Origin of the sequence: Mycolicibacter algericus DSM 45454 (assembly GCF_002086455.1) — a bacterium.
GTDB classification, from domain to species: Bacteria; Actinomycetota; Actinomycetes; order Mycobacteriales; family Mycobacteriaceae; genus Mycobacterium; species Mycobacterium algericum.
Genome location: NZ_MVHC01000003.1, coordinates 35,694 through 61,881 on the forward strand (window position 1 = coordinate 35,694; position 26,188 = coordinate 61,881).

Below are 26,188 nucleotides of genomic sequence, written 5' to 3' on the forward strand. Positions count from 1 at the left end.
GCGCTGTCACCTTCGCGGGCAGAACAGCGGCTGTCGGCGGTCTCCCAGGAACTGACAGGAATCACCGTCGCGGTCTGAGTCAGACTGTCGTCATGCGATCTGTCGAGGAGCACCAGCGGGCCGTCGCCGAGCTGATCCATCCGCGTCCGCCGGTCACCGTTGCGCTCCCCGACGCCGAGGGGCTGGTGCTGGCCGCGGAGGTGACCGCGCCGATCTCATTGCCGGTCTTCGACAACTCCGGCATGGACGGCTACGCGGTACGTGCCGACGACGTGGCCGCGGCGACAGCCGACAACCCGGTGCGGCTGCCCGTGGCCGAAGACATTCCGGCCGGCCGCACCGACGTGCCCACGCTGGAACCCGGTACCGCGCATCGCATCATGACCGGTGCGCCCGTTCCGTTCGGGGCCGACGGGGTGGTTCCCGTCGAGGCCACCGACGGCGCAGTGGACGTGGTGGCGATCAGTGCCGCGATCGCCCGGGGACGCCACATCCGCCGTGCCGGCGGCGACGTCACGCAGGGCGCCACCGTGCTGTGGGCCGGGCAGGTCGTCACTCCGCCGGCGGTGGGTCTGGCCGCGGCACTGGGCTTGGCCCAGTTGACGGTGCGGCCCCGCCAACGAGTGCTGGTGATCTCCACCGGTACCGAACTGATCAAACCCGGCACCCCGCTGGAACCCGGACAGATCTACGAGTCCAACGGGGTGATGCTGGCCGCCGCGGTGCGCGACGCCGCGGCCGAGGTGGTGGGCGCGGTCACCGTCGCCGACGACACCGCCGAGTTCACCGCGGTGCTCGACCGTTACGGCGTGGCCGACGGCGCGGTGGATCTGATCATCACCAGCGGCGGGGTCAGCGCGGGCGCCTACGAGGTGGTCAAGGACGTCTTCGGCCGCGACGGCGATCAGGGCGTGGATTTCGTCAAGGTCGCGATGCAGCCGGGCATGCCGCAGGGGATCGGCCGCGTCGGCGAGGCGGCCATCGTCACGCTGCCCGGCAACCCGGTCAGTGCGCAGGTGTCCTTCGAGGTGTTCGTCCGCCCCGCGTTGCGCCGGGCGATGGACCTGCCCATCCCGGAGCGGCCGCGCCGCACCGCCGTCCTCAGCGAGAAGCTGACATCACCGGCGGGCCGGCGGCAGTTCCGGCGCGGCCTGCTCGACTACGAAACCGGGGCGGTCACCAACTACGGGCCGCCGGCCTCACACCATCTGCGTTATCTGGCGTCGGCGAACTGCCTGCTGGACATCGCCGACGAGGTGACCGAACTGGCGGTGGGAACCCCGGTGGAGGTCTGGGACCTGACCGGGTGAGCCCGGCGATTCAGCCGCATCAACACGACAGCTTCTAAGATGGCCGGATGGCCAGACGACCCCGCGCAGCAGATGATCCCGGCGGTCTGCGACACCTGATCGATCTCGTGCGCTCAACGGTGCCGCCGATGCACCACGCCGGCTTGCCGTTCGTCGCCGGCGGCCTGGGTGTGGCGGCGGTGGGCCGCAAGCAGCGCTGGGTTCGCGGCGCCGGGCTGCTGGCCGCGGGTGCCAGCGCCGGGTTCTTCCGGCATCCCCGCCGGGTACCGCCGACGCGCCCCGGTGTGGTGGTGGCACCCGCCGACGGCATGGTCTGCCTGGTCGACACCGCGACCCCGCCGCCGGAACTGGATCTGCCCGACACTCCGCTGCCGCGGGTCAGCATCTTCATGTCGGTGTTCGACGCGCACGTGCAGCGGGCTCCGGTCGGCGGTGAGGTGCTCGACGTGCTGCACCGGGCCGGCCGGTTCGGGTCTGCGGACCGCACCGAGGCCAGCGAGGACAACGAGCGCAACAGTGTGCGGATCCGCACCGCCGAGGGCGCCGAGGTGATCGCCGTGCAGATCGCCGGGCTGCTGGCACGGCGCATCGTCTGCGACGCCCGGCCCGGTGACCATCTGGCGATCGGTGACACCTACGGGCTGATCCGGTTCGGGTCGCGGCTGGACACCTACCTGCCGGTCGGGACGCAGCCGCTGGTCGGCGTCGGGCAGCGCATGGTCGCCGGTGAGACGGTGCTGGCCCAGCTGCCATGACGAGTTCCGCCCGTCCGGTCCACCCGACGACCCGCACCCGGGGCCCGGTCGGCCTGCACATCCTGCCCAGTTCGATGACGGTGCTGGCCATCTGCGCCGGCCTGACCTCGATCAAGTACGCACTGGACGGCCAGGTGCACGTCGCGATGGCACTGATCGCCGCGGCCGCCATCCTCGACGGTCTGGACGGCCGGGTGGCCCGCATCCTCGACGCCGAGTCGCGGATGGGCGCCGAGATCGATTCGCTGGCCGACGCCGTCGACTTCGGGGTGGCGCCCGCGATCGTGATCTACGTGTCGCTGCTGTCGACGCAGCCGGCGGGCTGGATCGTGGTGCTGCTGTATGCGGTGTGCGTGGTGCTGCGGCTGGCCCGGTTCAACGCGTTGCTCGACGACGCCACCCTGCCGGCCTACACCCGCGAGTTCTTCGTCGGGATGCCCGCCCCGGCCGGAGCGATCACGCTGATGGGCCTGCTGGCCGCGAAACTGCAGTTCGGCGACGGCTGGTGGACGTCGCAGTGGTTCACCTGCGCCTGGGTGGTGGGCACGTCGATGCTGCTGGTCAGCCGGATCCCGATGCGCAAGATGCATGCCGTCTCGGTGCCGCCGCATCTGGCGGCGGTGCTGCTGGCGGTGCTGGCGCTGGTGGCCGCCGCGGCGTTCCTGTTCCCGTATGTGCTGGTGCTGGTGCTGATCGTGGCCTACCTGTGCACCATTCCGTTCTCGGTCCGCAGCCAGCGCTGGGTGGCTGCGCATCCGGAGGCCTGGGAGCACGCTCCCCGGGAACGCCGGGCCGCGCGCCGGGAGATCCGCCGGTCGCAGCCGGGACGCCGCCCGTTGGGCATCCGCCGGCCCAGCGGGCAATCGATGGCCCGGCTGCGGTTGCGCAAACCGGGTCGCTGAGCTATTCGGAGCAGTACTCGCGGGTCGCCGATGTCAGTGCGCCGTGTTCGAACTCGCCTAGTCGGCGCGCGGCGCTGACCTCCCGGACCGCCTCGTCGAGCAGGGCGGCGCACTCCGGCGAATGCAGCTGCTGCCGCCGCAGCCCGATCTGGGTGAGCATCTCGCGGTTGAATCCGTCGATGCGGGCACGTGATTCCGCCAGCTCGGGGGCGCTCGCCGGCGCGGTGGCCGGGTCCAGTTTCCACTGCGCGAACCGGTGGTGCTCGACGGCTTCGGTGGCGGCGATCTGGTCGCCGAAGATCCGCTGCACGTAGGCGGGGTCGAGGTCGTTACGGGCGGCATCGTCGGCCAGTTTCGCCAGTTGCTGCTGCACCCGGACCGGGTCCTCGATGGCTCCGCCGGTCCGCCATTTGACCGCCGCCACATCGTCGGCGACCTGGAGGCGGCCGGCGGCGGCGTCAACCAGCTCGGCCAGCGGATTCGCCGTATCGGCGCGAGACGGCACCGGTATCGCCAGCAGCGTGACCGCGCCGATCGCCGGCAACAGTGAGCGGCGGTATGCCGATAATGACCGCATGGGTTCTATTGAAGAGCATCGGGACGGCGATGGCTCCCGGACCTCCTCCCGCCACCTGACGCTGATCGCCCGGCTCAACACCTCCGCGGTCGACGCCCGCCGTGGAGTGGTCCGGCTGCACGCCGAAGCGATTGCCGCCCTGGGCATCCGGGAGTGGGACGCGGTGTCGCTGACCGGTTCTCGCACGACGTCGGCAGTGGCCGGGCTGGCCGGGCCGGATGCCCCAACCGGGGTGGTGCTGCTCGACGACGTCACGCTGTCCAATGCCGGGCTGCGCGACGGCACCGAGGTGGTGGTGGCCGCGGTGACCGTTTACGGCGCCCGATCGGTGACGTTGAGCGGCTCGGCACTGGCCTCGCAGAGTCTGTCACCGAACACGCTGCGCCAGGCGCTGCTGGGCAAGGTGCTCACCGTCGGCGACGCGGTGTCGCTGCTGCCCCGCGACCTGGGACCGGGCACCTCGACCTCGGCGGCGACCACCGCGCTGGCGTCGGCGGTCGGGATCAGCTGGACCTCCGAGCTGCTCACCGTGACCGGTGTCGATCCCGCCGGACCGGTGAGCGTGCAACCGAATTCACTGGTGACCTGGGGCAACGGCACCGCGGTCACGGCGAAGCCGTCGGCCGCCGCGCGGGTGCGTCCGGCCCGGATCGCCATCGACGAACTCAAGGGCTGCGAGGCCCAGGCCGCCAAACTCGCCGAATGGCTCAAGCTGGCCCTCGACGAGCCGCAGCTGCTCAAGACACTCAACGCCGGAACCAACCTCGGGGTGCTGGTCTCGGGGCCGGCCGGGGTCGGCAAGACGACGCTGGTGCGGGCGGTGTGCGAGGGCCGACGGCTGCTCGAACTGGACGGGCCGGAGATCGGTGCGCTGGCCGCCGACGACCGGCTGGCCGCGGTGCGCTCGGCGGTGGCGAAGGTCCGCGACGGCGGCGGCGTGCTGCTGATCGCCGACGTGGACACCCTGCTGCCCGAACCGCCGGAGCCGGTCGCGACGTTGATCCTGGCTGAACTGCGCACCGCCGTGGCCACCGAGGGAGTGGCGTTCATCGCCACCTCGGCGCTTCCCGACCGGGTCGATCCGCGACTGCGGGCGCCGGAGCTGTGCGACCGGGAGATCCGGCTGAGCCTGCCCGACGGCGCGACCCGGGCCGCGCTGCTGGCCACCCTGCTGATCTCGGTTCCCACGACGGACCTGACACTGAGTGAGATCGCTGACCGCACACCGGGTTTCGTGGCGGCTGATCTTGCCGCGCTGGTCCGGGAGGCGGCGCTCCGGGCGGCGTCGCGGGCTAGTGACAACGACGAGACGCCCACGCTCACCCAGCAGGACCTGATCGGGGCGCTCAGTGTGATCCGTCCGCTGTCGCGTTCGGCGGCCGCGGAGGTCTCGGTCGGCTCGATCACCCTCGATGACGTGGGAGACATGGCGGCCACCAAACAGGCGCTGACCGAGGCGATCCTGTGGCCGTTGCAGCACCCGGACACCTTCACCCGGCTCGGTGTCGACCCCCCGCACGGCGTGCTGCTCTACGGCCCGCCGGGGTGCGGCAAGACGTTCGTGGTGCGCGCCCTGGCCGGCTCCGGGCGGGTCAGCGTGCACGCGGTCAAGGGCGCCGAGCTGATGGACAAGTGGGTGGGCAGCAGCGAGCGGGCGGTGCGGGACCTGTTCCAGCGCGCCCGTGATTCCGCGCCGTCACTGGTGTTCCTCGACGAGATCGACGCGCTGGCGCCACGGCGGGGACAGAGCTTCGATTCCGGGGTGACCGACCGGGTGGTGGCCGCGCTGCTGACCGAACTCGACGGCGTCAACCCACTGCGCGACGTGGTGGTGGTCGGGGCCACCAACCGGCCGGAGCTGATCGATCCGGCGCTGACCCGGCCGGGCCGGCTGGAGAAGCTGGTGTTCGTCGAGCCGCCGGACGCCGACGCCCGCCGCCAGATCCTGCGGGTGGCCGGCAAATCCGTGCCGCTGCACGACGACGTCGACCTTGACGCGCTGGCCGCCGACCTGGACGGCTATAGCGCCGCGGACTGTGTGGCGCTGCTGCGCGAGGCGGCGCTGACCGCGATGCGCCGGTCCATCGACGCCGCCGACGTCACGAAGGCCGACGTGGCCGCCGCCCGCGAAACCGTGCGGCCGTCCCTGGATCCCGCGCAGATCGAGGCGCTGCGCTCCTTCGCCGACAACCGCTAGCCCGTCCATGCCCCAGCGTGCGTGTTCCCGGCCGACACACCATGCGAATCACCGGGTTTACGCACGCTGATCGGTGGCGTCAGGACCCCTCGGCCAGCCCCGCCTCGTATCCGCTGGTGAGCCGGTAGACCGCCCGGTCCAGGGCGGGCAGGATATCGGTTATCGCAAGCTCGCCGGCGGCGAAGCGCGCGGACAACCCGTACACCAGGTTGGAGATGATGACATCCAGGTCGGCGATGAAGGCTTCGTCGACCTCGGAGAGCGCCGCCCGCATCGCCGGCCCCACGACGTCGAGTCCGCGGCGGACCAGCGTGTCACCGCCGGGCGCGGACCGGGCCCGCACATAGGCCGTCAGCATGGCCGGGTGGCGCTCCCACGGCTCGAAGATGGTGCGGTACAACCGCATCAGCGCCGGGTACAACGGCTCGGCGGGCTCTGGCGCATACGCGTCGACGCCGGAGTAACGGTTCTCCGCCATCCAGCTGTCCAGCGCGGCGAGAATGAGCTCGTCGCGGGTGACATACCGCTTGTAGATGGTGGCCAGCGACACCCGGGCGCGACGGGCGACCTCGCGGAGTTGAACCGCGTCGTAGCCCTGCGTTTCGAGGATCTCGACGACGATGCCGAGGATCCGATCCTCCGGGCCAGACATCGATTCACCCCCTTGCCGTCGTTGAGTAACCAGGTTACCGTACCGGCATGGGTTCTCTGGACGGAAAAGTCGCATTCATCACCGGGGCGGCGCGCGGGCAGGGCCGCAGCCACGCGGTGCGCCTGGCCGCCGACGGCGCCGACATCATCGGCGTGGACATCTGCGCCGACATCGCCTCCAACGGCTATCCGATGGGCTCCCGCGACGAGCTGGACGAGACGGTCGCCTTGGTGGAGGCGCAGGGCGGCAAGATGATCGGCTCGGTCGCCGACGTCCGCGACTTCGCAGCGCTGAAGGCGGCACTGGACGCCGGTGTCGAGCACTTCGGCCGGCTCGACATCGTCTGCGCCAACGCCGGCATCGCCGCCATGGCGTTTCGCGAGCTGACCGACGAGGAAGACCTGCAGATGTGGACCGACGTGCTCGACGTCAACCTGGTCGGCTCGTTCCACACCGCCAAAGCCGCCATTGGCCACTTGATCGCCGGTGACCGGGGCGGGTCGATCGTGTTCACCAGCTCGACCGCCGGGCTCAAGGGTTTCGGCGGGCTGCAAGGCGGCGGCCTGGGCTACGCGGCGTCCAAGCACGGCATAGTCGGTTTGATGCGAACACTGGCCAACGCCCTTGCCCCGCACAGCATCCGGGTCAACACCGTGCACCCGACCGCGGTCAACACCATGATGGCGGTGAACCCGGCCATGACCTCGTTCCTGGAGAACTACCCCGACGGCGGCCCGCATCTGCAGAATCCGATGCCGGTCGGCATGCTCGAACCCGAAGACATCAGCGCCGCGATCGCCTACCTGGTCTCCGACGCTGCCCGCTACGTCACCGGGGTCACCTTCCCCGTCGACGCCGGCTTCTGCAACAAGCTATGAGCGGGCGGGTAGCGGGCAAGCGGGTGCTGGTCACCGGCGCCGCGCGAGGCATGGGTCGCAGCCACGCCGTGCGGCTGGCCGAGGAGGGTGCCGACCTCATCCTGGTCGACATCTGCGCGTCGCTGCCGGAGATCGACTATCCGCTGGCTGCAGCCGAAGACCTCGAGGAGACCGCCCGGCTGGTCGAAGAACAGGGTCGCCGTGCGGTCACGCGCGTGGTGGATGTCCGCGATGCCGCCGCGCTGCGGACCGCGGTCGACGACGGGGTGGCGGAGCTGGGCGGTCTGGACGCCTCGGTCGCCAACGCCGGCGTGATCACCGGTGGGACCTGGGACACCACCACCTCCGAGCAGTGGCGCACGGTAGTCGACGTCAATCTGATCGGGGCGTGGAACACCTGCGCGGCGGCGCTGCCGCACCTGGTCTCCCACGGCGGCAGCCTGATCAACGTCAGTTCGGTGGCCGGACTGAAGGGCAGCCCGCTGCACACGCCCTACACCGCCTCCAAACACGGGGTGGTCGGTATGAGCCGTGCACTGGCCAATGAGCTTGCGGCAGTGAATGTCCGGGTCAACACGGTGCACCCCACCGGGGTGGAGACCGGGATGCGGCCGGATGCGCTGCACGCCCTGCTGCACGGCGAGCGCGCCGACCTCGGCCCGATCTTCGCCAACGCGTTGCCGATCATCATGACCGAGGCCCGCGATGTCAGCAACGCGGTGCTGTTCCTGGTCTCCGACGAGTCGCGGCACGTGACCGGGCTGGAGTTCAAGGTGGATGCCGGTGCCACCCTCCGGTGAGGCGGGGCGCGGAGCGCGCGCATTCGCCGAGTTGATGACCCTCCCGATCCCAGCCACCGCCGCTCCCGCCGCGACCCTGCTCGACTTCGTGTTCGGCGAGATCTGGCAGCGTCCGGGATTGAGTCGCCGCGACCGATGGTTCATCGCGCTGCCCTGCCTGGCCGCAGCCGACACCGAGGAGCCGCTGCGCGAACACATCTACGCGGCATTGCACAGCGGCGACGTCACCATCGACGAAATGCGGGAAACTGTATTGCATTTCGCGGTGTACTCCGGCTGGCCGAAGGCGTCACTGTTCAACATGATCGTCGACGAGCAGTGGCAGCGCATCCACACCGAGCGCGGTGAGCCGGTACCGCCGTCGACACCGCTGCTGCCGCTGACCACCCCGAGCGATCCTGAGTCCCGGCTGCTCGCCGGCGAGCAGGCCTTCCGCGACGTCAACTGCCTGCCCTACGTGCCGACCCGCGACGACCCGTACTCGGGTGCGGGGATCTTGAACTTCGTCTTCGGCGAGATGTGGCTACGGCCCGGGCTGGGCATGAAGCAGCGGCGGCTGATCACGGTCGCCTGTGTGGCGTTCCAGGACGCGCCGTATCCGATCCTCAGTCACGTCTACGCCGCGCTGAAGAGCCGCGACGTGTCCTTCGACGAAATCGACGAGGCCGCTTTGCAGTTCGGTGCCTACTACGGCTGGCCCAAGGCGTCGCGACTGCTCGACGTGATCGAGGAGCAGAAGCAGCGCGTCACGCGGGAGTGGGCTGAGGAAGGCAATGCATGACGCCGCCCGTCACGCACGACCACATCTATCCGGCCACCGGCCGACCGAACGCCACTGTGACACTGGCCGGCGCAGCGGAGATTCACCAGGCCGTGGCCGCAGCGCAAGAGGCGCAGCGAGAATGGATTGCGCTGACCGTCGACCGACGCCGCGACCTGCTGATCGACTTGGCCGACGTGGTGCACCAGCATCTCGGCGAATTGGCCGCGCTGAACGTCCAAGACTATGCGGTACCGATCTCGTTCGCCGGGAACGCAATTCTGCTCGAGCGATTCCTACGCCACTTCGCGGGCTACGCCGACAAGCCGCACGGCTCCAGCACGCCGGTGAGCGAATCCTTCGACGTCAACCTGATCGAACGCGAACCGTACGGTGTGGTGGGTGTTATCGCCCCTTGGAACGGCGCGCTGGTGGTCGCCGGATCGTGCGTTGCACCCGCGCTTGCAGCAGGCAACGCGGTGGTGTTCAAGCCCTCCGAGCTCGCGCCACTAGCCGCGCTGCGCTTCGGTGAACTGTGTCTGGAGGCGGGCATGCCGCCCGGGCTAGTCAGCGTGATGCCCGCCGCCGCAGCCGGCGGTGACGCGCTGGTGCGCCATCCCGGCATTCGCAAGATCCATTTCACGGGAGGCGAAAACACCGCCCGCAGCGTGCTGCAGGCCGCCGCCGTCAACCTCACCCCGGTCGTCACCGAACTCGGCGGCAAGTCGGCCAGTATCGTCTTCGCCGACGCCGACCTCGACGCTGCGGCACAGCTTGCCGCGCATCAGGGTCCCTTGATGCAGTCCGGCCAGAGCTGCGCCTGCGCCAGCCGAGTGCTGGTGCACGAGTCGGTCTACGACAACTTCGTCGAGAAGTTCCTGGCGGCGGTCGGCCGTGCCAAGGTGGGCGATCCGCTCGATCCCACGGTGATGTTCGGTCCGGTGATCAGCCAGGCCGCCACCGACCGCATCCTGGACGTGATCGGGCGGGCAGCCACTGATGGCAGTGGGGAGCTTCTTGCCGGCGGCCGGCGGCTCGGCGGTGAGCTCTCATCGGGCTACTACATCGAGCCGACGGTATTCGGCGGCGTCGACAACTCCTCGCCGCTGGCCCAGACCGAAACGTTTGGTCCCGTCGTGTCAGTGATGAGGTTCCGCGACGACGCCGAAGCCGTCGCACTGGCCAACGGCACCCGCTACGGACTAAACGCGTTCGTCCACACCCGCGATCTGCTGCGCGCCCACCGGATCTCCCGGCAGCTGGAAGCCGGCTCGGTCTGGATCAATACCATCAGCAGTATCTCACCGCAGGGCCCCTACGGCGGTTACAAGCAGAGTGGATTCGGGCGCACCGGAGGCGCCGACGGGCTCCATGAGTTTCTGCAGATCAAAAACATTCGCATCGGCATGAACTGAGGTCCTGCCCACCGAGTTCACTCTCGGGGTGGGCAGGGGCTCGGGCAACACTCACAGCTGCGTGTACACCGACTTGGTCTGCAGGAAGCTCTCAACGCCGTCTCGGCCCCACTCGTGACCCCAGCCGGACTGTTTGTAGCCGCCGAACGGCACCGAGTGGTCGAAGACCATCTGGCAGTTCAGCGAGACGGTTCCGGCCTCCAGCCGCTTGGCCAGCCGGTGGGCGCGGCTCAGGTCGCGGGTCCAGGCGGTGGCGGCCAGGCCGTACTCGGAGTCGTTCGCCAGCGCGACGGCTTCCTCGTCGTCGTCGAAGGGCAGCACCGTCACCACCGGCCCGAAGATCTCCTGCTGGTAGAGCCGCATCCCGGGATCCACATTGGCTAGCACGGTCGGGTGCACGAAATAGCCACGGCGATCCAGCCGGTGCCCACCGGTGATGACGTCGACGTGGTCGCGCTTGCCCTCCTCGATGAATCCCATCACCCGGTTGAGCTGCTTCTCGCTGATCAGCGGGCCGATCATGGCGCCCTCATCTCGCGGACCACCCAGCTGAAGGTTGTTGGCCACCATGGCAATACCGTCGACCACCTGGTCGTAGACACCGCGCTGCACGAAAATTCGTGACCCGCAGATGCACCCCTGCCCGGAGTGGATGAAGATGCCCATTGCGGCCATCGTGATGGCGGTGTCCAGGTCCGCGTCGTCATAGATCAGCACCGGTGACTTGCCGCCCAGCTCGAGGCTGACCCGCTTGAGGTTTCCGGCCGACGCCGCCACGATCCGCTTGCCGACCTCGGTGGAACCGGTGAACGCGATCTTCTGCACGCCGGGGTGATCGACCAGCGCTGCTCCCGCGGTGTGCCCGTAACCGGTGACCAGGTTGACGACGCCGTCGGGAACCCCGGCCTCGCTGAGCAGCCGTACCAGGACCAGCGCCGAAAGTGGCGTCTCCTCAGCAGGTTTGGCCACACTGCTACACCCGGCGGCCAGCGCCGGCGCCAGCTTGGTACAGGCGTTGAAGACCGGGCCGTTCCAGGGGAAGATCAGGCCGACCACCCCGTAGGGCTCCTTGAGGGTGTAGGCGTGCAGGTCGGCATGCGCGCCGGAGATGCCACCGCTCATCTGCACCTGGTGCGCCTCACCGTTGAGTTTGGTGCACCAGCCGGCGTAGTAGCGGAAGATCTCGGCGCAGGTTGGCACGATCATCTGCGCCTGCATCAGCGGCATCCCGGTGTTGATCGAATCGATCTGGGCCAGCTCATCGGCATGTTCATCGATCAGATCCGCGATGCGCCACAGGATCTTGGCGCGGTCGCGGGCCGGCATCGCGCTCCAGACACCCGAATCAAAGGAGGCCCGGGCCCGAGCAACCGCGTCGTTGACGGCCTCGGCGCCGCCGTCGTTGAATTCGCCGATCTGCTCCTCGGTTGCCGGATCGACGATCGGGATCACCTCGCCCGCGCCGGGACGCAGACGCACTTCATCCAACACAGAGCTGAGAGTCATTGCTGGCCTTTCCGATGACGCGTTGCGGCGAGGACGGCCTACTGTTCGACCGGGTCGAACTCGATGTGCAGCGCGGTCAGCCCGCGCAGCAGGAACGTGGGCTCGTAGCGGTAGTGCCGGTCGCCGGCCGGGCCGTGGTGCTCCTCGCTGATCCTGATGTCGCGCATCCGGTCCAGCATCCGGTTGGCGGTGATCCGCCCCTCGACCCGGACCAGCGGTGCGCCGGGGCAGGTGTGAATGCCGCGGCCGAAGGCGATGTGCTCGCGAACGTTCTTGCGGTCCAAGTTGAATTCATCCGGGTTCTCGAACTTCCGCGGGTCCCGGTTGGCCGCCCCCAGACACAACATCAGCACGGTGCCGGCCTTGATCGGCACGCCGGCCAGCGTGGTGGTCTTACGCGCCAGCCGGAAGTCGATCTTGGTCGGGCTCTGGATGCGCAGGGATTCCTCGATGAACCGCGGGATCAGATCGCGGTTCTCGCGCAGCCGCTGCTGCAGCTCGGGCTGCTCGCCGAGCACCTGCACCATCGTCCCGAGCAGTTTGGTGACGGTCTCCTGCCCGGCGCCGAACAGGAAGGTCGCCGGACGCACCACCTCCATCACCTCCGGTATCGCCCCGTCGGGATAGGTGGCCTCGGCGAGCATCGTCAGCACATCGGCCCGGGGATTGCGCCGCCGGTCGGAGATGTAGCCGTTGAACTTGTCGTCGAGGTAGTCCAACGGGTTCAGGCCCACCGGCTCGCCATCGAGGGCGCCAACTCGGGCACCCGGGCGCTCACCGGCTCCAAGAGCGCGGCGGAACTCCGCGCGATCGTTATCGGGGACGCCGAGCAGGTCGGCGATCGCCAGCGTCGCAAAGGGTTTGGCGTAGTCCATCAGGAACTCGCAGCGGCCGGTGGCGATGAACTCATCGAGCTGCAGGTCGGCCAGCCGCCAGATGAAGTCCTCGTTCTCTTTGAGCCGAACCGGGGTCAGGATCCGGCCCAGCAGCGCGCGGGTCCGCTCGTGCGCCGGCGGATCCTGGACGACCACGTGCTCGAAGATCGGAAACAGATGCCGATGCGCCTCGATCTGCTCGGTGATGTCGTCGCCCTCGGGTTCGAACGGCAGCGGCGGGAAGGGCCCACCGATCGCGTTGACGGCCGAGAAGGAGTCGTGGTCCTTGAACGCGGCGTGCACCTCCTCGTAGCCGGTGACGGCGACGACGCCGTGATGCGGCTCGGCGAAGACGGGCCCGTTCGAGCGGAGGTATTCGTAATAGGGATAGGGATCCTGAGTTACGCCTTCGTCGGAGAAGTAGTCCACCGCCGCGAGATCCGTCATCACGCGATGCGCCCTTTCGCTCGTATCACGACCTCGTCGCGCTGATCGATCGATCAAATTGCTAGAATGTCCCATGCCTACCATGTGCGACGACGGGCGGTCAAGCGATCACCACCTCGGGACGCGGTGAATGGCGGCCCCGCGCAAGGCGAAATCGACCGATGGCGCCACCCGGCGACGGCTGATCGAAGCGACCGCCCGCATCATGCGAAACGAGGGCTATGCCGCTGCGACGTCCCGGCGGGTGGCCGCCGAGGCCGGGGTGAAACAGGCCCTGGTCTACTACTACTTCCCCACCATGGACGACCTTTTCGTCGAGGTGCTGCGCACCGGCGCCGACGTCGCACTTGATCGGATGCGCGCCGCGCTCACCGACGACGATCCGCTCCAGATGCTATGGGCCATCAATAGCGATGCCCGCGTGACCAGCCTGAATACCGAGTTCATGGCGTTGGCCAACCATCGCAAGGCGATCCGGACCGAACTCAAGGCCTACGCCGAGCGGGTCCGCGACATCGAGACCGCCGCGGTCACGGTGGCACTGCGCGCCAAGGGTGTCGACCTCGACGAGTATCCACCTGTCGCGATAGCCATGCTGATCGCGCAGACCGCACGCAGCCTGTGCAACGAGGAGGCCGTCGACGTCACCTACGGCCACCACGAGCTGCGCGCCCTCGTCGAGCGACAGCTCGGCCGGCTGACCGATCCCGCCTGAGCCGCCGGCGCCCACCCGCTGCACCCACTGTTGACAACGTCGCGGCTTGGTGCCAGCCTTGCTGATCGATCGACCAACAACAGACGGAGGTGCAGACATGGCTGGACGAGTCGAAGGAAAGGTCGCGCTCATCACCGGCGCGGCCCGCGGACAGGGCCGCAGCCACGCGGTGCGACTGGCGCAGGAAGGTGCCGACATCATCGCCGTAGATGTGTGCGCCCGGATCAGCAGTAGCAAGGAGATCCCCGCAGCCACCCCCGACGACCTCGCCGAGACCGCCGACCTGGTCAAGGGACTGGACCGCCGTATCGTGACGGCACAGGTCGACGTGCGGGACTTCGACGCGCTCAAGGCCGCGGTCGACAGCGGTGTCGAGCAGTTGGGCCGGCTGGACATCATCGCGGCCAACGCCGGGATCGGCAACGGCGGCGACACCTTGGACAAGACCAGCGAAGCCGACTGGCAGGACATGATCGACGTCAACCTGTCCGGTGTCTGGAAGACCGTCAAAGCCGGTGTGCCGCATCTGATCGCCGGCGGCAACGGCGGGTCGATCATCTTGACCAGCTCGGTGGGCGGTCTCAAAGCCTACCCCCACACCGGTCACTACATCGCGGCCAAGCACGGTGTGGTCGGCTTGATGCGCACGTTCGCCGTCGAACTCGGCCAGCACTTCATCCGGGTCAACTCGGTTCACCCCACCAACGTGAACACCCCGCTGTTCATGAACGAGGGCACGATGAAGCTGTTCCGCCCCGACCTGGAGAACCCCGGCCCAGACGACATGGCCGTGGTGGCGCAGCTGATGCACGTGCTGCCGATCGGCTGGGTGGACCCGGTCGACATCAGCAACGCCGTGTTGTTTCTGGCCTCAGACGAGTCCCGTTACGTCACCGGGCTTCCGCTCACCGTCGATGCGGGCAGCTGCCTGAAATAGCGCCGGCCCTCTGGTCGCGAGCGTGCGCAGTTGCACGTCAGGAAGCGGCGTGTCGTGTGCAAACACGCACGCTCGCGCCAAGGGGAGGATCAACGAGGAATATCGAATTCGACTCGGGCCGAGACGGTCTCGATCGCCTCGTACAGTGCCGTTAGCCGGTCGGACAGCGACGGCGCCGCCAGCACCGCGTAGCGGTCGGCCTCGCCCATCGGGACCCGGCAGGCCAGCGAGTACAGCCGCTGCACCGGGTCCAGCGAGCGCAGCCGGCGGCCGCCCAGCATGGCGTCGCGCCCGGCCGTCACCCACCGCCGGCGGGCCACCGCCATCCGCTTGTGCAGCGCGACGATGCGTTCTTCCAACTCCCCGAACTGCCTGTCGCTCACCGGTTCCCCCGGCTCGTCGCGCCATACCTCGATGTCGGCCCGCGGATAGGGGTCGTCGGGGAGCCACTGGCTGACCCGGATCCGCTCGCCGGTCAGGCACCGCAGCGCGTAGCGGCCGCCGCCGAGCTCGGTGCAGTCGGTGATGGCCGCCATCGCGCCGATGTCGTTGCGCTGCTCGCCACCGCCCACTTCGCGGCCGCGGGCGATGAGCACCACCCCGAACCGCGGATCGCCGCTGTGCATCAGGTCCCCGACCAGCACGGTGTAGCGCCTCTCGAAGATCCGCAGCGACAGTTCCTCGCCGGGCAGCAGCACCCACTCCAGCGGGAACATCGGCAGTTCCATCACTCGATGTCCAGTTCGGCGACCAGCGCGTCGACGACAGCGCGCAGATCGCCGTCGTGCTCCTCGGCGACCCGGCGCTGCCGCTGGTAGGACGCACCGGTTCGATAGATGTCGGCGACGCCGGCCAGTTCGTCGGCACAGTGGAGTCGCGCCGCGATCGGCTCCAGCCGGTTGAGCAGCTCGTCGAGGTCCTCGGTGACCAGGCGCTCGTTGCTGTCGGCGTCGAGGATGATCTCGGCGTCCAGCCCGTAACGCGCCGCGCGCCACTTGTTCTCCTGCACGTGCCACGGCGGCATGGTGGGCAGCGATTGGTCGGCGTCCAGCCGCCGGTCCAGGTCGACGATCAGGCAGTGGGTCAGCGCGACCAGCGAGCCCAGTTCGCGCAGGTTGGACACCCCGTCGCAGACTCGTACCTCGATGGTGCCCAGGTGCGGGGATGGCCTGATGTCCCAACGAATCTCGTTGATGTGGTCGATGATCCCGGTCTTCTTCTGGTCGTAGACGAAGCCCTCGAACTCCGACCAGGTCTGGAACTGGAACGGCAATCCCGCGGTGGGCAGCTGCTGAAACATCATCGCCCGGTTGCTGGCGTAGCCGGTGTCCTCGCCGGCCCACCACGGCGACGACGCCGACAACGCCAGCAGGTGCGGGTAGTACAGCAGCAGCGACGAGATGATCGGCATGACCTTGTAGGCCGAAGAGATTCCGACGTGGACGTGCACTCCCCAGATCATCATCTGCCGGCCCCACCACTGGGTGCGCTTGATCAGCTCGGCGTAGCGCGGCGCGTCGGTCAGTTTCTGCGCCGACCACTGCGCAAACGGATGGGTTCCGGCGCCGAACAGTTCCATGCCCCGGCTGTGCACGATGGGCCGGGTGGCCGCCAGCGTTTGGCGCAGATCCTCGATCGCCTCGCCGGTGCTGTCACAGATGCCGGTGACGAGTTCGACGGTGTTGCGCAGCAATTCGTTGTGCACGCGCGGGTTTTCGCCGAGCTCTGCCAGCACTGCGCTGGCTTCGTTGCTCAGGTCGCGGGTCGCCGCGTCGACCAGTGCGAACTCCCACTCCACACCGAGGGTGGGTCGGGCGCAGTGGGCGAACTCGATTCGGGCTTTGGACGAAGCCCTGTTGTTCGGCAGGCTATCCGGCGCCGATGACACCACACGCAACTCGTTTGCCGGCGTCTCCGGTGGTCAGCGTGGTCTGGTCCGGGCCTGGCGTGCCGTTGACCTGGGTGTAGCGGTCCGCCGGGATGTTGGCGAAATTGTCGTCGTCGGCGTGGATGATCAACGACGTCCCCTCGCCGTCCAGCAATTCCTGCCGGGTGAACGCATCGGTGGTGGTCACCAGCAGCGCGCTGCCGTCGGAGCGGACCTGCAGCGAGGTCAGGTCGCCGCTCTGCGGGTGCTCGTTGTGGCCGGGCGCCTGGAAGTGCCCACCGGCCGACAGGAAGGCGCCGGGTGCGCCGCCGCCGGGCGCGACCGAGTCGGCTTCGCACTTACCCACGCCGTGGATGTGCATGCCGTGGAAGCCCGGCGTCAGCACGCCGGTGCTGGTGGTCTCCACGGTGATCGTGGCGAATTCTTTCCCGCCGGCCTTGCTGAACTCGAACGTCGCGGTGGCGACCTGGCCGCCGTCGACGGTCGTCAGGCGCGCCACCAGGTTGTCGGAACCGCCCGACTCGCCCGGCTCGCTCGCCGCGCCGGACGGCGCCGGCGACCCGGTCCAGATGGCCGGCGTGGTGCCCGGCACGTCGGAGGGCGGCTCGTTGGGGCTGCACGCCGCCAACAGCACAACCGGGGCGGCGAAGACAGCGGCGGCAACAACTCTGCGGTGACCTTTGACCATGCGAGGAGCTTAACCCGCGACCACCACGATCACGCCCGGTGGCTGCTCGGCCACGTCGGGGATGCGTGGCTGTGCGGCCGCGTGCAGCACCTCGGCCACGGCGTTGGCCGAGTCGTGCTCACCCGGGCCGTCACCGAAGTAGACGGTGGTCTCGGTGACCTCGGGCAGCTCGAGGTTGCCGACGTCGGTCACATTCCAGCCGGCTTCCCGCAGCACTTCCGCGGTGTGCCCGGCCAGGCCCGCCTGCTCAGAGATGTTGTAGACGCGCACCTCGGACCGGTGGGCGGGGCGGTCGGTGGTGGCCGCCGCGGAGGTGGTGGTCACGGGTTTCGACGCCGGCGAGTGGCCGGTGTCGTCGTCGTTGCCGGACGATCCGAGCGCCTGAAATCCGACCAGCAGGAAGATGGTGCCCAAAAACAGCAGGACCATCACCATGGCCCGCAGCGGGAGTCTGGAGGAGTCGGGAACGTGGTCGCTCATTGCGCCCACTGTATCGACGAGCAGGCCACGACCTCTAAACCCCCAGCAATCAGGGGTTCCGGGCGACTCAAGTGATATCGAACCCGAGACGCCGCGCGGCGCGCGCCTTCTGCCGACTCGATCGCAGCCTGCGCAGCCGTTTGACCAGCATCGGGTCGGCGGCCAGCGCCTCAGGCCGGTCGACGAGAGCGTTGAGCACCTGGTAGTAGCGGGTTGCCGACAGCGAGAACCGCTCCTTGATGGCCTCTTCCTTGGCGCCGGCGTACTTCCACCAGTCCCGCTCGAAGGACAGGATGTCGTGTTCGCGACGGCTCAAGCCGTCAGTGGGTTCCGAATCGTCCCCTGATCGATTCGCTTGCGCCATGGCGCCGTCCATATCGTTTCCTGGACCCTTCCGGAAAGTTCTTTGGTCGAACGTTCGTTGCGTTTTCGGCGGCCTGTCCTGAGCGAATATTCAATCACGGCACACGGTGTTGAACCGGGAGCCGGCCCCGCGAGTCGCCGTGGCCGCTGCACTGTGCCGGCGGCGGGCACTTAAGCTTTTCGGTCATGGCCGTCGTACCCATCCGCATTGTCGGCGATCCCGTCCTGCACACCCCGACCAGCCCGGTCCCCGTCGCCGATGACGGCTCGCTGCCGGCCGACCTGGCCGAGTTGATCACCACGATGTACGCCACGATGGACGCCGCCAACGGCGTCGGCTTGGCCGCCAATCAGATCGGTGTGGGGCTGCGGGTCTTCGTCTATGACTGCGCCGATGACCGCCGCTCGACCACGCGGCGCCGCGGCGTGGTGGTCAACCCGGTGTTGGAGACCTCCGAACGGCCCGAGACCATGCCCGACCCCGATGACGACGACGAGGGCTGCCTGTCGGTGCCCGGTGAGTCGTTCCCGACCGGCCGCGCGGAATGGGCCCGCGTCACCGGCCTGGACGCCGACGGCAACCCGGTCACACTGGAGGGCACCGGTTTGTTCGCGAGGATGCTGCAGCACGAGACCGGGCATCTGGACGGCCTGCTGTATCTGGACATGCTGGTGGGCCGTCACGCCCGAGCGGCGAAGCGGACGGTGAAGTCCAACGGCTGGGGCGTGCCCGGCCTGTCCTGGATGCCAGGCGACGTGCCCGATCCGTTCGGTCACTGAGGGTCCGGTGATGAACCGGCCACCTGTCGAGCTGCCCCCGGTCGGCACCCGGGTGAGCCTGCGCTATCTGCGGCCGCCCGGTTCGGAGCCGCCGATGGGCGACGTGGTGGGGCACCTGGAGGCGGCCGGGACGGTGGTGCGGGTCCGCTCGTCGGACGGGGTGGTCCACGATTGCCGGCACGCCGACGTGCTGTACGTGCGCCGGCTCACCGATCGGCCGGTGAAGAACTCAGCGATCCGCGCCGTGGAGCACGCTGCCGCGCTGGCCTGGCCGGGCAGCGAACACCAGTGGCTCGACGGCTGGTTGCTGCGGGCCGGGCCCGGTACCGCATTGGCGACGAATTCGGCTGTGCCCCTGGACATGTTCGCCCACACCAGTACCATCCCGGCGATCATCGACTGGTATGCCCGACGGGATCTGGCCCCGACCCTGGCGGTCCCGGAGCGGCTGCTGCGACTGCCGGAAGACATCCCCGCACGGTTGGAGATCCGCACCTTGGTGTGCGAGTTGACCGCCGGGTCGTCGACTCTCGAGACGATGCCCGAGCAGGTGACGCTGACCGACCGGCCCGGCCCTGACTGGCCCGCCGACGACCCGGTGGGGCCGCTGACCGCGGTGGTCGACGGTGAGCTGGTGTTCGCCTCGATACCCGGGGTGGCGGTCGGGCGCGGCGCGGCGACCGAGGCCCCGGACGGCACCCGCTGGCTGGGGGTGACCGCCCTGCGCGTGGCCGAGGGCAGGCGCCGGCAAGGCCACGGGCGGGCGATCTGCACCGCACTGCATGCCTGGGGCGCCGAGCGGGGGGTCGCCCGCGGTTACGCGCAGGTACCGAGCGATGACGCCGGCGCCTTCGCGTTCTGCGAGGCGATCGGGTTCGCCGGTCAGCACCGCACCCGCTACCTCGACGCCCGGATGCTGCGGTAGCGGCGATCGCAACCGCGACGAAGTCAGGCGCCGCGGGTAGCCGCCGTCGATCTAGGGTGACTGCGTGACTGCGCTGCGACTGGCCACCTGGAACGTCAACTCCATCCGCACACGCGTGGGCCGGGTTACCGACTGGCTGGCCCGCGCCGACGTCGACGTGCTGACGATGCAGGAGACCAAGTGCACCGACGCGCAGTTCCCCACCTTGCCGTTTCACGAACTCGGCTACGAGGTGGCACATGTCGGCCACAACCAGTGGAACGGGGTGGCGATCGCCTCCCGGGTCGGTCTGGACGCCGTCGAGATCGGGTTTCCCGGGCAACCCACCTGGGCCAAGGCGGACGCCGACCCGACGGTCGAGGCTCGCGCGCTGGGCGCCAGCTGCGGCGGAGTCCGGGTGTGGAGTCTGTATGTGCCCAATGGCCGCGCCCTGAACGACCCGCACTACACCTACAAGCTGGAATGGCTTGCCGCGTTGCGCGATACCGCCGAAGGCTGGCTGCGTGACGATCCCTCGGCGCCGATCGCGTTGACGGGCGACTGGAATATCGCCCCGCAGGACGACGACGTGTGGAGCATGGAGTTCTTCGACGGCGCGACCCACGTCTCGGAGCCCGAGCGCCGGGCGTTTCACGCGCTGACCGAGGCGCAGTACCTCGACGTGGTGCGACCGTTCACGCCGGGCCCCGGTGTCTACACCTATTGGGACTACACCCAACTACGGTTCCCCAAGAAGCAGGGCATGCGAATCGACTTCATCCTGGGCTCGCCCGCGCTGGCCACCCGCGTCGCGCACGCCGAGATCGTCCGGGAGGAACGCAAGGGCAAGTCGCCCAGCGATCACGCGCCGGTGCTGGTGGATATCCAGCCGGCTCCGAAACCTCGGGTTATATGAATTCGTTGTGGATTCCGCGGGTTCACCCGAAATTCGCATAGGATGGATCGGGTTAACCAATTTGCCTCGTTTGAAGGGCAGGGAATACCCATGAACGCCGTCGCAGGGACGGTACGGAAGGTGGCCGGAGCGGCGACTCGCGCGGCGACCATGACAACCGAGGCGGCCGGCGCAGTCGGCGGGGCCGCACTCAACGGGGTAATCGGTGGCTTGAAGGGGGCGGCGAGCGGCGCGCAGCGCGGCCTGAGCACCGGCAGCCACTCGACCCCCGCGGCCGCACTGACCCTGGGCGCCCTCGGCGTCACCGGATTGGTCGAGTGGCCACTGCTGGTGGCGGTGGGCGGCACCGCCCTGGTGCTCAAGCAGCTGAACCGCTCCGATAACGGCGCGCCGCCGGCGCAGCCTTCGGCGAAGTCGTCGGCGAAGGCGCCGGCCGCTTCGACCGCGACGGCCCGGCCGTTGAAGTCGGTGAAATCGGCGAAGTCGACGAAGCCGTCGGGCTCGTCGACCACGCGGCGCAGCTCGCAGCCGAAGAAGGCGGCAGCGCGACCGGCCCGTAGCGGCAGCAGCAGCGCTCGCGCGCGCCACTGAACGGGCCCGCGTGGATTTAGGTCGTGCCGTCAGGCACTCTCTTCCGCTGCGCGCGGCAAACTTCGGTGTCCAGCTGACCTCCGCATTGGTCGACGCGTCTGTTCAGACCGCGACCGGCATCGCGGGCGCTGCCCTGCCGAGTGGCGATAACGGCTGGGCGTTGTCCCGGCGGTGCTTCCGCGGCGAGGGCCGGGCCTGGGTCGAGGTGCGCGGGCTCAATGGGCCGGCCGGGGACGAACTGGCGACTGCCGTGCTCAGCGCGGCCCGGGCATTGCCCGGGGTCACCTCGGTCCGCTTGAATCACCCACTGTCCCGGCTGGTGGTCGGGCTGGACCCTGACGCCGGCGGCGGCGGGGTCTCGTTGCGTGAGCTGTGCCGGGTGGTCAGCGACACCGAGGCCCAGCACCGTCGGGTTCATGCGGCGGTCCCAGCTTCACCTCTCCTTCGTCGAGCCTCGCTGAACCGCCGGCCGACCCGGCGCGGACGCCCACCGGCCACCCTGCCCGGCGATGGCATGACGCAGGCGCTGCGCGCCCTCACCCTCGGCGCCAACGTCGCCGGCCTGGGCATGGCGACGGTCGGTCGGCTGTTGCGGTTGCCGGTGCTGCCGCTGGGCTTGGAGGCCGGCGTCGTCGTCGTCGACTACCAGCCGCGGCTGCGGCGACTGCTCGAGGACAGCATCGGCAAGCAGGCGACCGACGCCCTGTTGTCGCTGGCCGGCGCGGGCGTGCACACGCTCAACCAGGCGCCCACCGCGCTGGCGGTGGACCTGTCGGTGGAGGCGATGCGCGCCGGCGAAGAACGTGCCGCCGAGCGCGCCTGGCGCCGGCGGGAACCGGAGCTCGCCGACTACGCCGACCATCCGCCGGTGCTCATCCCACCACGGCCGGTTCCCCGGCCGCCGGGTCCGGTCGAACGCCACCTGAGCCGCAGCGCCTTGATGCAGGCGATCGGAGCAGGGGTGATCGGCGCCGCGACCGGCAGCCCCGACCTCGCCGGCACCGCCGCGGCGGTGGCCGCACCCAAGGGCACCCGCGCCGCACGCGAGTCGTTCGCCGCCACCTTCGGACGCGGACTGGCCAACCAGCACGGCGCGGTGGTGCTGCGCCCGAGCAGTCTGCGTGAGCTCGACCGGGTAGACACCGTGGTCATCGACCCGCGGGTGCTGTGCGGCAAAACCCTGCGGGTGATGCAGGTGCGCGGCGCCGACGACGACGAACTGCGGGCGGTGTGGGCACAGGCCCAGGCCCGGCTGGATGACGCCGGACTCGAACCGGGCTGGCACCGGATCGGTCAGCGCCCCGGGGTGCAGGCCTCGTTCCAGCCCGCACTGCTGCCACTGGCCGCCGCAGTGGTGACCGAGGCCCGACACGCCGACGTCGAGGTGGTCACCGTCGAAGCCGAGGCGCTCGGCGAGTTGCGGCCGGTCTTCGACGACATCCGCCCGCTCGACGGTGCGGCGGTGGACGAGGCGCTGACCGCCGCGGTGACCGCTTACCAGGCCGACGGTCATGACGTCGCGGTGCTGTCGACGGCGGCCGTCGGGGCCCTGGCCGCGGCCGACGTGGCGCTGGGCGTGCTGCCGGGGCAGGCGGGCGCCCCGCCGTGGTGCGCCGATGTGTTGCTGAGCGACCTGGGCGCGGCGTGGCGGGTATTGCACGCTTTGCCGGCGGCCCGATCCGCCAGCCGCCGTGGCGTCGAGATCGCCACCGGTGCGTCGACATTGGGCGCGCTGTTGATGCTGCCGGGAGTGCGCGGCCAGGGACCGGGCCCGGTGACCACCGGCGCGGCGGCCGGCGCACTGTCCGGCTACTGGCTGGCCAGGCGCGCCGTGGACGCCCCGATGCCACGGCCGGCGGCGGTGCACGAGTGGCATGCCATGTCGGTGGACCAGGTGCGCGCGATGCTGCCGCCGCCCGAGCCGGAGATCCCGGCCGGGGACCAACACGCCCCTGCTGCGGCGGCCGCGCTGGCGGCGGTCGACCTGGCCCGTCGCGGCGCCCAGCGCAGCGCACCGCCGCGGATGATCTGGCAGTTCGCGCAGGCAGTCCGCAGCGAGCTGTCCGACCCGATCACGCCGGTGCTGGCGCTGGGAGCCGCCGCCAGCGCGGTGCTCGGTTCACCGGTCGACGCGGTACTGGTCGGCTCGGTGCTGGGCGGCAACGCGATGCTGGCGGCCGCGCAGCGCCTGGTGGCCGAGCGGCGGCTCAATGTGCTGTTGAACGAACAGGTTCCGCCGGCGCGCCGGCTACTGCCCGATGGCGGCTACTGCGAGGTCCCCGCCGAGGAGTTGCGTCTCGGTGACGTGATCGAGGTGCGGGCGCACGAGGTGGTGCCCGCCGACGGGCGCTTGATCGACGCCGACGATCTCGAGGTCGACGAGTCGTCGCTGACCGGCGAGTCGCTGTCGGTGGTCAAGCAGGTCGAGGCCACGCCGGGAGCGGACCTGGCCGAGCGCGAATGCATGATCTATGCGGGCACCACGGTCATCACCGGTACCGCCCTGGCGCTGGTGACCGCCGTGGGTGCCGACACCTACAGTCGCCGCGCCGCCGACCTGGTCGCCGGCGAGCAGTCGGCGGTCGGATTGCAGCACCAGCTGAGCCTGCTGACCAGCAAGGCCTGGCGGATCAGCCTGGCCGGGGGCACCCTGGTGACCGGTTTGGGCGTGCTGCGGCGGATCGGGTTGCGACAGTCGGTGGCCTCCGGCATCGCCATCGCCGTCGCGGCGATCCCGGAGGGCCTGCCGCTGGTGGCCACCCTGGCGCAGCAGGCGTCCGCCAGGCGGCTGACCAAATCCGGTGTGCTGGTTCGGGTGCCGCGCTCGGTGGAGGCGCTCGGCCGCGTCGACGTGGTGTGCTTCGACAAGACCGGGACGCTGAGCCAGAACCGGCTGCGGGTGACACAGCTGACACCTGCGTCGGGGTACAGCACCGATGAGGTGCTGGCGTTCGCGGCGCAGGCCGCCCCGGCCACCAACGGCCGGCAGGTGCACGCCACCGATGCCGCGATCATCGAGGCCGCGACGGCTGCCGGCGTGGTGGATCCCGATCGCGGCGAGGTCGCCCATCTGCCGTTCCGGTCCGGCCGCAGCTACTCGGCGACGATCGTCGGCGCCGAGTTGGCCGTCAAGGGTGCGCCGGAGGTTGTCGGGCCCGCCTGCGGCGGGGACCCGGCGATCCGCAAGACGGTGCTGGGTATGGCCGGCGAGGGGCTGCGGGTGATCGCCGTCGCCCGGCGGGAACTCTCCGCAGCGCAGGTCACCGCCCTGGGTGAGGATCCGGATCCGGAGGACATCGGCCAGTTCTGCGGCGACGGGCTGACGTTCGTCGGGTTGATCGGTATCGCCGACACACCCCGGCCGGAGGCCGCCGCCCTGCTGGCCGACCTGGACCGCTGGCAGATCCCGGTGCGGCTCATCACCGGCGACCACCCGGTCACCGCCACCGCGATCGCCCGGGAGCTCGGCCTACCGATCAGCGCCGATCAGGTGATCAGCGGCGCGGAGTGGGATGCGTTGTCCCGCAAGGGCCAGGAAGTCGCGGTAGCCGAGCGGGTGGTGTTCGCCCGGATGTCACCGGAGAACAAGGTGCAGATCGTGCAGACCTTGGAGCGCACCGGCAAGGTGTCGGCGATGGTCGGTGACGGCGCCAACGATGCCGCGGCCATCCGCGCCGCCACCGTCGGGATCGCGGTCGTCGCCCACGGCAGCGAGGCCGCCAGCACCGCCGCCGACGTGGTATTGCTCGATGGCCGGATCCACACCCTGCTCGACGCGTTGGACGAGGGCCGGGAACTGTGGCAGCGGGTGCAGGCAGCGGTCGGGGTGCTGCTGGGCGGCAACGCCGGCGAGGTGGCGTTCGCGATCATCGGCAGCGCGCTCACCGGGCGCTCACCGCTCAACGCCCGCCAGCTGCTGCTGGTGAACATGCTCACCGACGCACTGCCGGCGACCGCGCTGGCGGTCAGTGAACTGAACGACTCGGCGGCCGCCACGGCGCGTGGCCCGGATCCCGACGCGCTGTGGCGCGCGGTGGCGGTGCGCGGGGTGACGACCGCGTCGGCCGCGGTGGGCGCCTGGGCGCTGGCCTCGATGACCGGCCGCCAACAGCGGGCCTCCACGGTCGCGCTGGTGTCGCTGGTCGCCGCCCAGCTGGGCCAGACGCTGCTGGACTCGCATGACCCGCTGGTGGTGGCGACCGCGGTCGGCTCGCTCGCCGCGATGGGGACGTTGATCTCCATCCCGGGCGTCAGCCAGCTGCTGGGCTGCACTCCGCTGGGTCCGCTGGGCTGGGCTCAGGCGCTGGGGGCGGCGACGGTGGCCACCGCCGGCGCGGCCGTGGTGCCGAGGCTGCTGTCCGGCTTGCAGGAGTCCGCGGACAAGCCCACCCAGTTCATGGTGCCCGTGCCGCGCCAGCCGGACGGCACCCCGACCTCCGACGGCCACTCCGCGCCACGGCTGCGGCTTGTGCACAATGGGGACACCGGCTCTCGTCGCGGAACGGCCGCGGCCCGATCATCCGGCGACCCGTCGCCACCAGGAGGCTCATGATGGCGGACAAGACGCGGCGCAGCGCATCCCAGCGGGAAGCGGTGGCCCACATCCGGGATGCCGAGGGCTTCGCGGTCGAATTGCCGCTGTTCGGCAAGGTGACGGTGCCGCGACCCGAGCAGCTGGCCTACTACGGCGGGCTGGCGCTGCTGGCCGCGTTCGAGATCATCGACTGGCCGGTAGCCGCTGCGGTGGCCGCCGGCCACATTCTGGCCAACAACCACCGCAGCGAGGTACTCGAGCAACTCGGCGAGGCCATGGAAGACGCCTAGCGAAGACGTCTGTCCGCGGCCTCGGTCG

Annotated in this window: 25 protein-coding genes; 16 read left to right on the plus strand and 9 right to left on the minus strand. The window is 69.8% G+C overall.

What is annotated here, in order from left to right; translation table 11 throughout:
* The first annotated feature begins 92 nt into the window (after positions 1–92).
* The 3 genes from moeA to pssA are packed head-to-tail and all read left to right on the plus strand — an operon-like array spanning position 93 to position 2,967.
* Positions 93–1,310, plus strand: coding sequence for a molybdopterin molybdotransferase MoeA (gene moeA, locus BST10_RS03715; RefSeq protein ID WP_083036422.1), 1,218 nt, complete (start codon positions 93–95; stop codon positions 1,308–1,310).
* 47 nt (positions 1,311–1,357) lie between these two features.
* Complete coding sequence (locus BST10_RS03720) at positions 1,358–2,065, plus strand: phosphatidylserine decarboxylase (protein WP_081465462.1); 708 nt, start codon at positions 1,358–1,360, stop codon at positions 2,063–2,065.
* On the plus strand, positions 2,062–2,967 hold the full coding sequence (pssA, locus tag BST10_RS03725; RefSeq protein ID WP_013827362.1) for a CDP-diacylglycerol--serine O-phosphatidyltransferase: 906 nt from the start codon (positions 2,062–2,064) through the stop codon (positions 2,965–2,967). The genes BST10_RS03720 and pssA overlap by 4 nt, the downstream gene beginning before the upstream one ends.
* A gap of 1 nt (position 2,968) precedes the next feature.
* Here the strand turns inward: pssA and BST10_RS03730 are convergent, their stop codons facing one another.
* Positions 2,969–3,544: a chorismate mutase gene (locus tag BST10_RS03730; RefSeq protein ID WP_019735863.1), complete on the minus strand. Its 576-nt coding sequence runs from the start codon at positions 3,542–3,544 to the stop codon at positions 2,969–2,971.
* Here BST10_RS03730 and BST10_RS03735 point away from each other — a divergent pair.
* Positions 3,543–5,741 carry an AAA family ATPase gene (locus BST10_RS03735; RefSeq protein WP_083036423.1) on the plus strand — a complete coding sequence of 733 codons (2,199 nt, stop codon included), beginning with the start codon at positions 3,543–3,545 and terminating at the stop codon, positions 5,739–5,741. The genes BST10_RS03730 and BST10_RS03735 overlap by 2 nt on opposite strands.
* Before the next feature lie 79 nt (positions 5,742–5,820).
* On the opposite strand, the gene BST10_RS03740 is transcribed toward BST10_RS03735, so the two are convergent.
* On the minus strand, positions 5,821–6,393 hold the full coding sequence (locus BST10_RS03740; protein WP_083036424.1) for a TetR/AcrR family transcriptional regulator: 573 nt from the start codon (positions 6,391–6,393) through the stop codon (positions 5,821–5,823).
* A gap of 47 nt (positions 6,394–6,440) precedes the next feature.
* On the opposite strand from BST10_RS03740, the gene BST10_RS03745 reads away from it, so the two are divergent.
* Genes BST10_RS03745 through BST10_RS03760 form a run of 4 tightly spaced genes read left to right on the plus strand, consistent with a single transcriptional unit; the run spans position 6,441 to position 10,246 of the window.
* Positions 6,441–7,271: a mycofactocin-coupled SDR family oxidoreductase gene (locus BST10_RS03745; protein WP_013827358.1), complete on the plus strand. Its 831-nt coding sequence runs from the start codon at positions 6,441–6,443 to the stop codon at positions 7,269–7,271.
* On the plus strand, positions 7,268–8,071 hold the full coding sequence (locus BST10_RS03750; protein ID WP_019735859.1) for a mycofactocin-coupled SDR family oxidoreductase: 804 nt from the start codon (positions 7,268–7,270) through the stop codon (positions 8,069–8,071). The genes BST10_RS03745 and BST10_RS03750 overlap by 4 nt, the downstream gene beginning before the upstream one ends.
* The gene (locus BST10_RS03755) at positions 8,049–8,852 is read left to right on the plus strand and encodes a carboxymuconolactone decarboxylase family protein (protein ID WP_019735858.1); all 804 of its coding nucleotides are present in this window, start codon (positions 8,049–8,051) and stop codon (positions 8,850–8,852) included. The genes BST10_RS03750 and BST10_RS03755 overlap by 23 nt, the downstream gene beginning before the upstream one ends.
* Entirely contained in the window at positions 8,849–10,246 is a 1,398-nt protein-coding gene (locus BST10_RS03760) for an aldehyde dehydrogenase family protein (protein ID WP_083036425.1), read from the plus strand. The genes BST10_RS03755 and BST10_RS03760 overlap by 4 nt, the downstream gene beginning before the upstream one ends.
* 51 nt (positions 10,247–10,297) lie before the next feature.
* Here the strand turns inward: BST10_RS03760 and BST10_RS03765 are convergent, their stop codons facing one another.
* Together BST10_RS03765 and BST10_RS03770 are read right to left on the minus strand one after the other, a co-directional pair.
* Positions 10,298–11,752 (minus strand): aldehyde dehydrogenase family protein, encoded by a 1,455-nt coding sequence (locus BST10_RS03765; protein ID WP_083036426.1) that lies wholly within the window; start codon positions 11,750–11,752, stop codon positions 10,298–10,300.
* A gap of 38 nt (positions 11,753–11,790) precedes the next feature.
* Positions 11,791–13,074, minus strand: coding sequence for a cytochrome P450 (locus BST10_RS03770; RefSeq protein WP_083036427.1), 1,284 nt, complete (start codon positions 13,072–13,074; stop codon positions 11,791–11,793).
* Between the two features lie 130 nt (positions 13,075–13,204).
* Between BST10_RS03770 and BST10_RS03775 the strand changes: the two genes are divergently transcribed.
* On the plus strand, positions 13,205–13,789 hold the full coding sequence (locus BST10_RS03775; protein ID WP_083036428.1) for a TetR/AcrR family transcriptional regulator: 585 nt from the start codon (positions 13,205–13,207) through the stop codon (positions 13,787–13,789).
* A 97-nt stretch (positions 13,790–13,886) separates the two neighbouring features.
* Positions 13,887–14,726, plus strand: a complete 840-nt coding sequence (locus tag BST10_RS03780) for a mycofactocin-coupled SDR family oxidoreductase (protein WP_083036429.1) — start codon at positions 13,887–13,889, stop codon at positions 14,724–14,726.
* A gap of 89 nt (positions 14,727–14,815) precedes the next feature.
* On the opposite strand, the gene BST10_RS03785 is transcribed toward BST10_RS03780, so the two are convergent.
* The 5 genes from BST10_RS03785 to BST10_RS03805 form a co-directional block, all read right to left on the minus strand.
* Positions 14,816–15,454 carry an LON peptidase substrate-binding domain-containing protein gene (locus BST10_RS03785; protein ID WP_083036430.1) on the minus strand — a complete coding sequence of 213 codons (639 nt, stop codon included), beginning with the start codon at positions 15,452–15,454 and terminating at the stop codon, positions 14,816–14,818.
* Entirely contained in the window at positions 15,454–16,593 is a 1,140-nt protein-coding gene (locus tag BST10_RS03790; RefSeq protein WP_085975749.1) for a glutamate--cysteine ligase, read from the minus strand. The genes BST10_RS03785 and BST10_RS03790 overlap by 1 nt, the downstream gene beginning before the upstream one ends.
* A 1-nt stretch (position 16,594) precedes the next feature.
* A complete protein-coding gene (gene sodC, locus BST10_RS03795; protein WP_041316863.1) occupies positions 16,595–17,302 on the minus strand; it encodes a superoxide dismutase[Cu-Zn] in 708 nt (235 codons plus the stop codon).
* Between the two features lie 9 nt (positions 17,303–17,311).
* Positions 17,312–17,782, minus strand: a complete 471-nt coding sequence (locus BST10_RS03800; protein WP_041316859.1) for a LytR C-terminal domain-containing protein — start codon at positions 17,780–17,782, stop codon at positions 17,312–17,314.
* Positions 17,783–17,849: 67 nt separating this feature from the next.
* The gene (locus tag BST10_RS03805) at positions 17,850–18,158 is read right to left on the minus strand and encodes a nucleoid-associated protein NapA (RefSeq protein ID WP_013827346.1); all 309 of its coding nucleotides are present in this window, start codon (positions 18,156–18,158) and stop codon (positions 17,850–17,852) included.
* 173 nt (positions 18,159–18,331) lie between these two features.
* Between BST10_RS03805 and BST10_RS03810 the strand changes: the two genes are divergently transcribed.
* From BST10_RS03810 to BST10_RS03835, 6 genes are all read left to right on the plus strand, one after another.
* A complete protein-coding gene (locus BST10_RS03810; RefSeq protein ID WP_083036431.1) occupies positions 18,332–18,925 on the plus strand; it encodes a peptide deformylase in 594 nt (197 codons plus the stop codon).
* Positions 18,926–18,935: 10 nt separating this feature from the next.
* Positions 18,936–19,850, plus strand: a complete 915-nt coding sequence (locus BST10_RS03815; RefSeq protein ID WP_083036432.1) for an N-acetylglutamate synthase, CG3035 family — start codon at positions 18,936–18,938, stop codon at positions 19,848–19,850.
* 73 nt (positions 19,851–19,923) lie between these two features.
* Positions 19,924–20,745, plus strand: coding sequence for an exodeoxyribonuclease III (locus BST10_RS03820; RefSeq protein WP_083036712.1), 822 nt, complete (start codon positions 19,924–19,926; stop codon positions 20,743–20,745).
* A 90-nt stretch (positions 20,746–20,835) separates the two neighbouring features.
* Positions 20,836–21,336 (plus strand): hypothetical protein, encoded by a 501-nt coding sequence (locus BST10_RS03825; RefSeq protein ID WP_083036433.1) that lies wholly within the window; start codon positions 20,836–20,838, stop codon positions 21,334–21,336.
* 10 nt (positions 21,337–21,346) lie between these two features.
* The gene (locus tag BST10_RS03830; protein ID WP_205277447.1) at positions 21,347–25,888 is read left to right on the plus strand and encodes a cation-translocating P-type ATPase; all 4,542 of its coding nucleotides are present in this window, start codon (positions 21,347–21,349) and stop codon (positions 25,886–25,888) included.
* Positions 25,885–26,160: a hypothetical protein gene (locus tag BST10_RS03835; protein ID WP_083036434.1), complete on the plus strand. Its 276-nt coding sequence runs from the start codon at positions 25,885–25,887 to the stop codon at positions 26,158–26,160. Before BST10_RS03830 ends, BST10_RS03835 begins: the two co-directional genes overlap by 4 nt.
* The last annotated feature ends 28 nt before the right edge of the window (positions 26,161–26,188 follow it).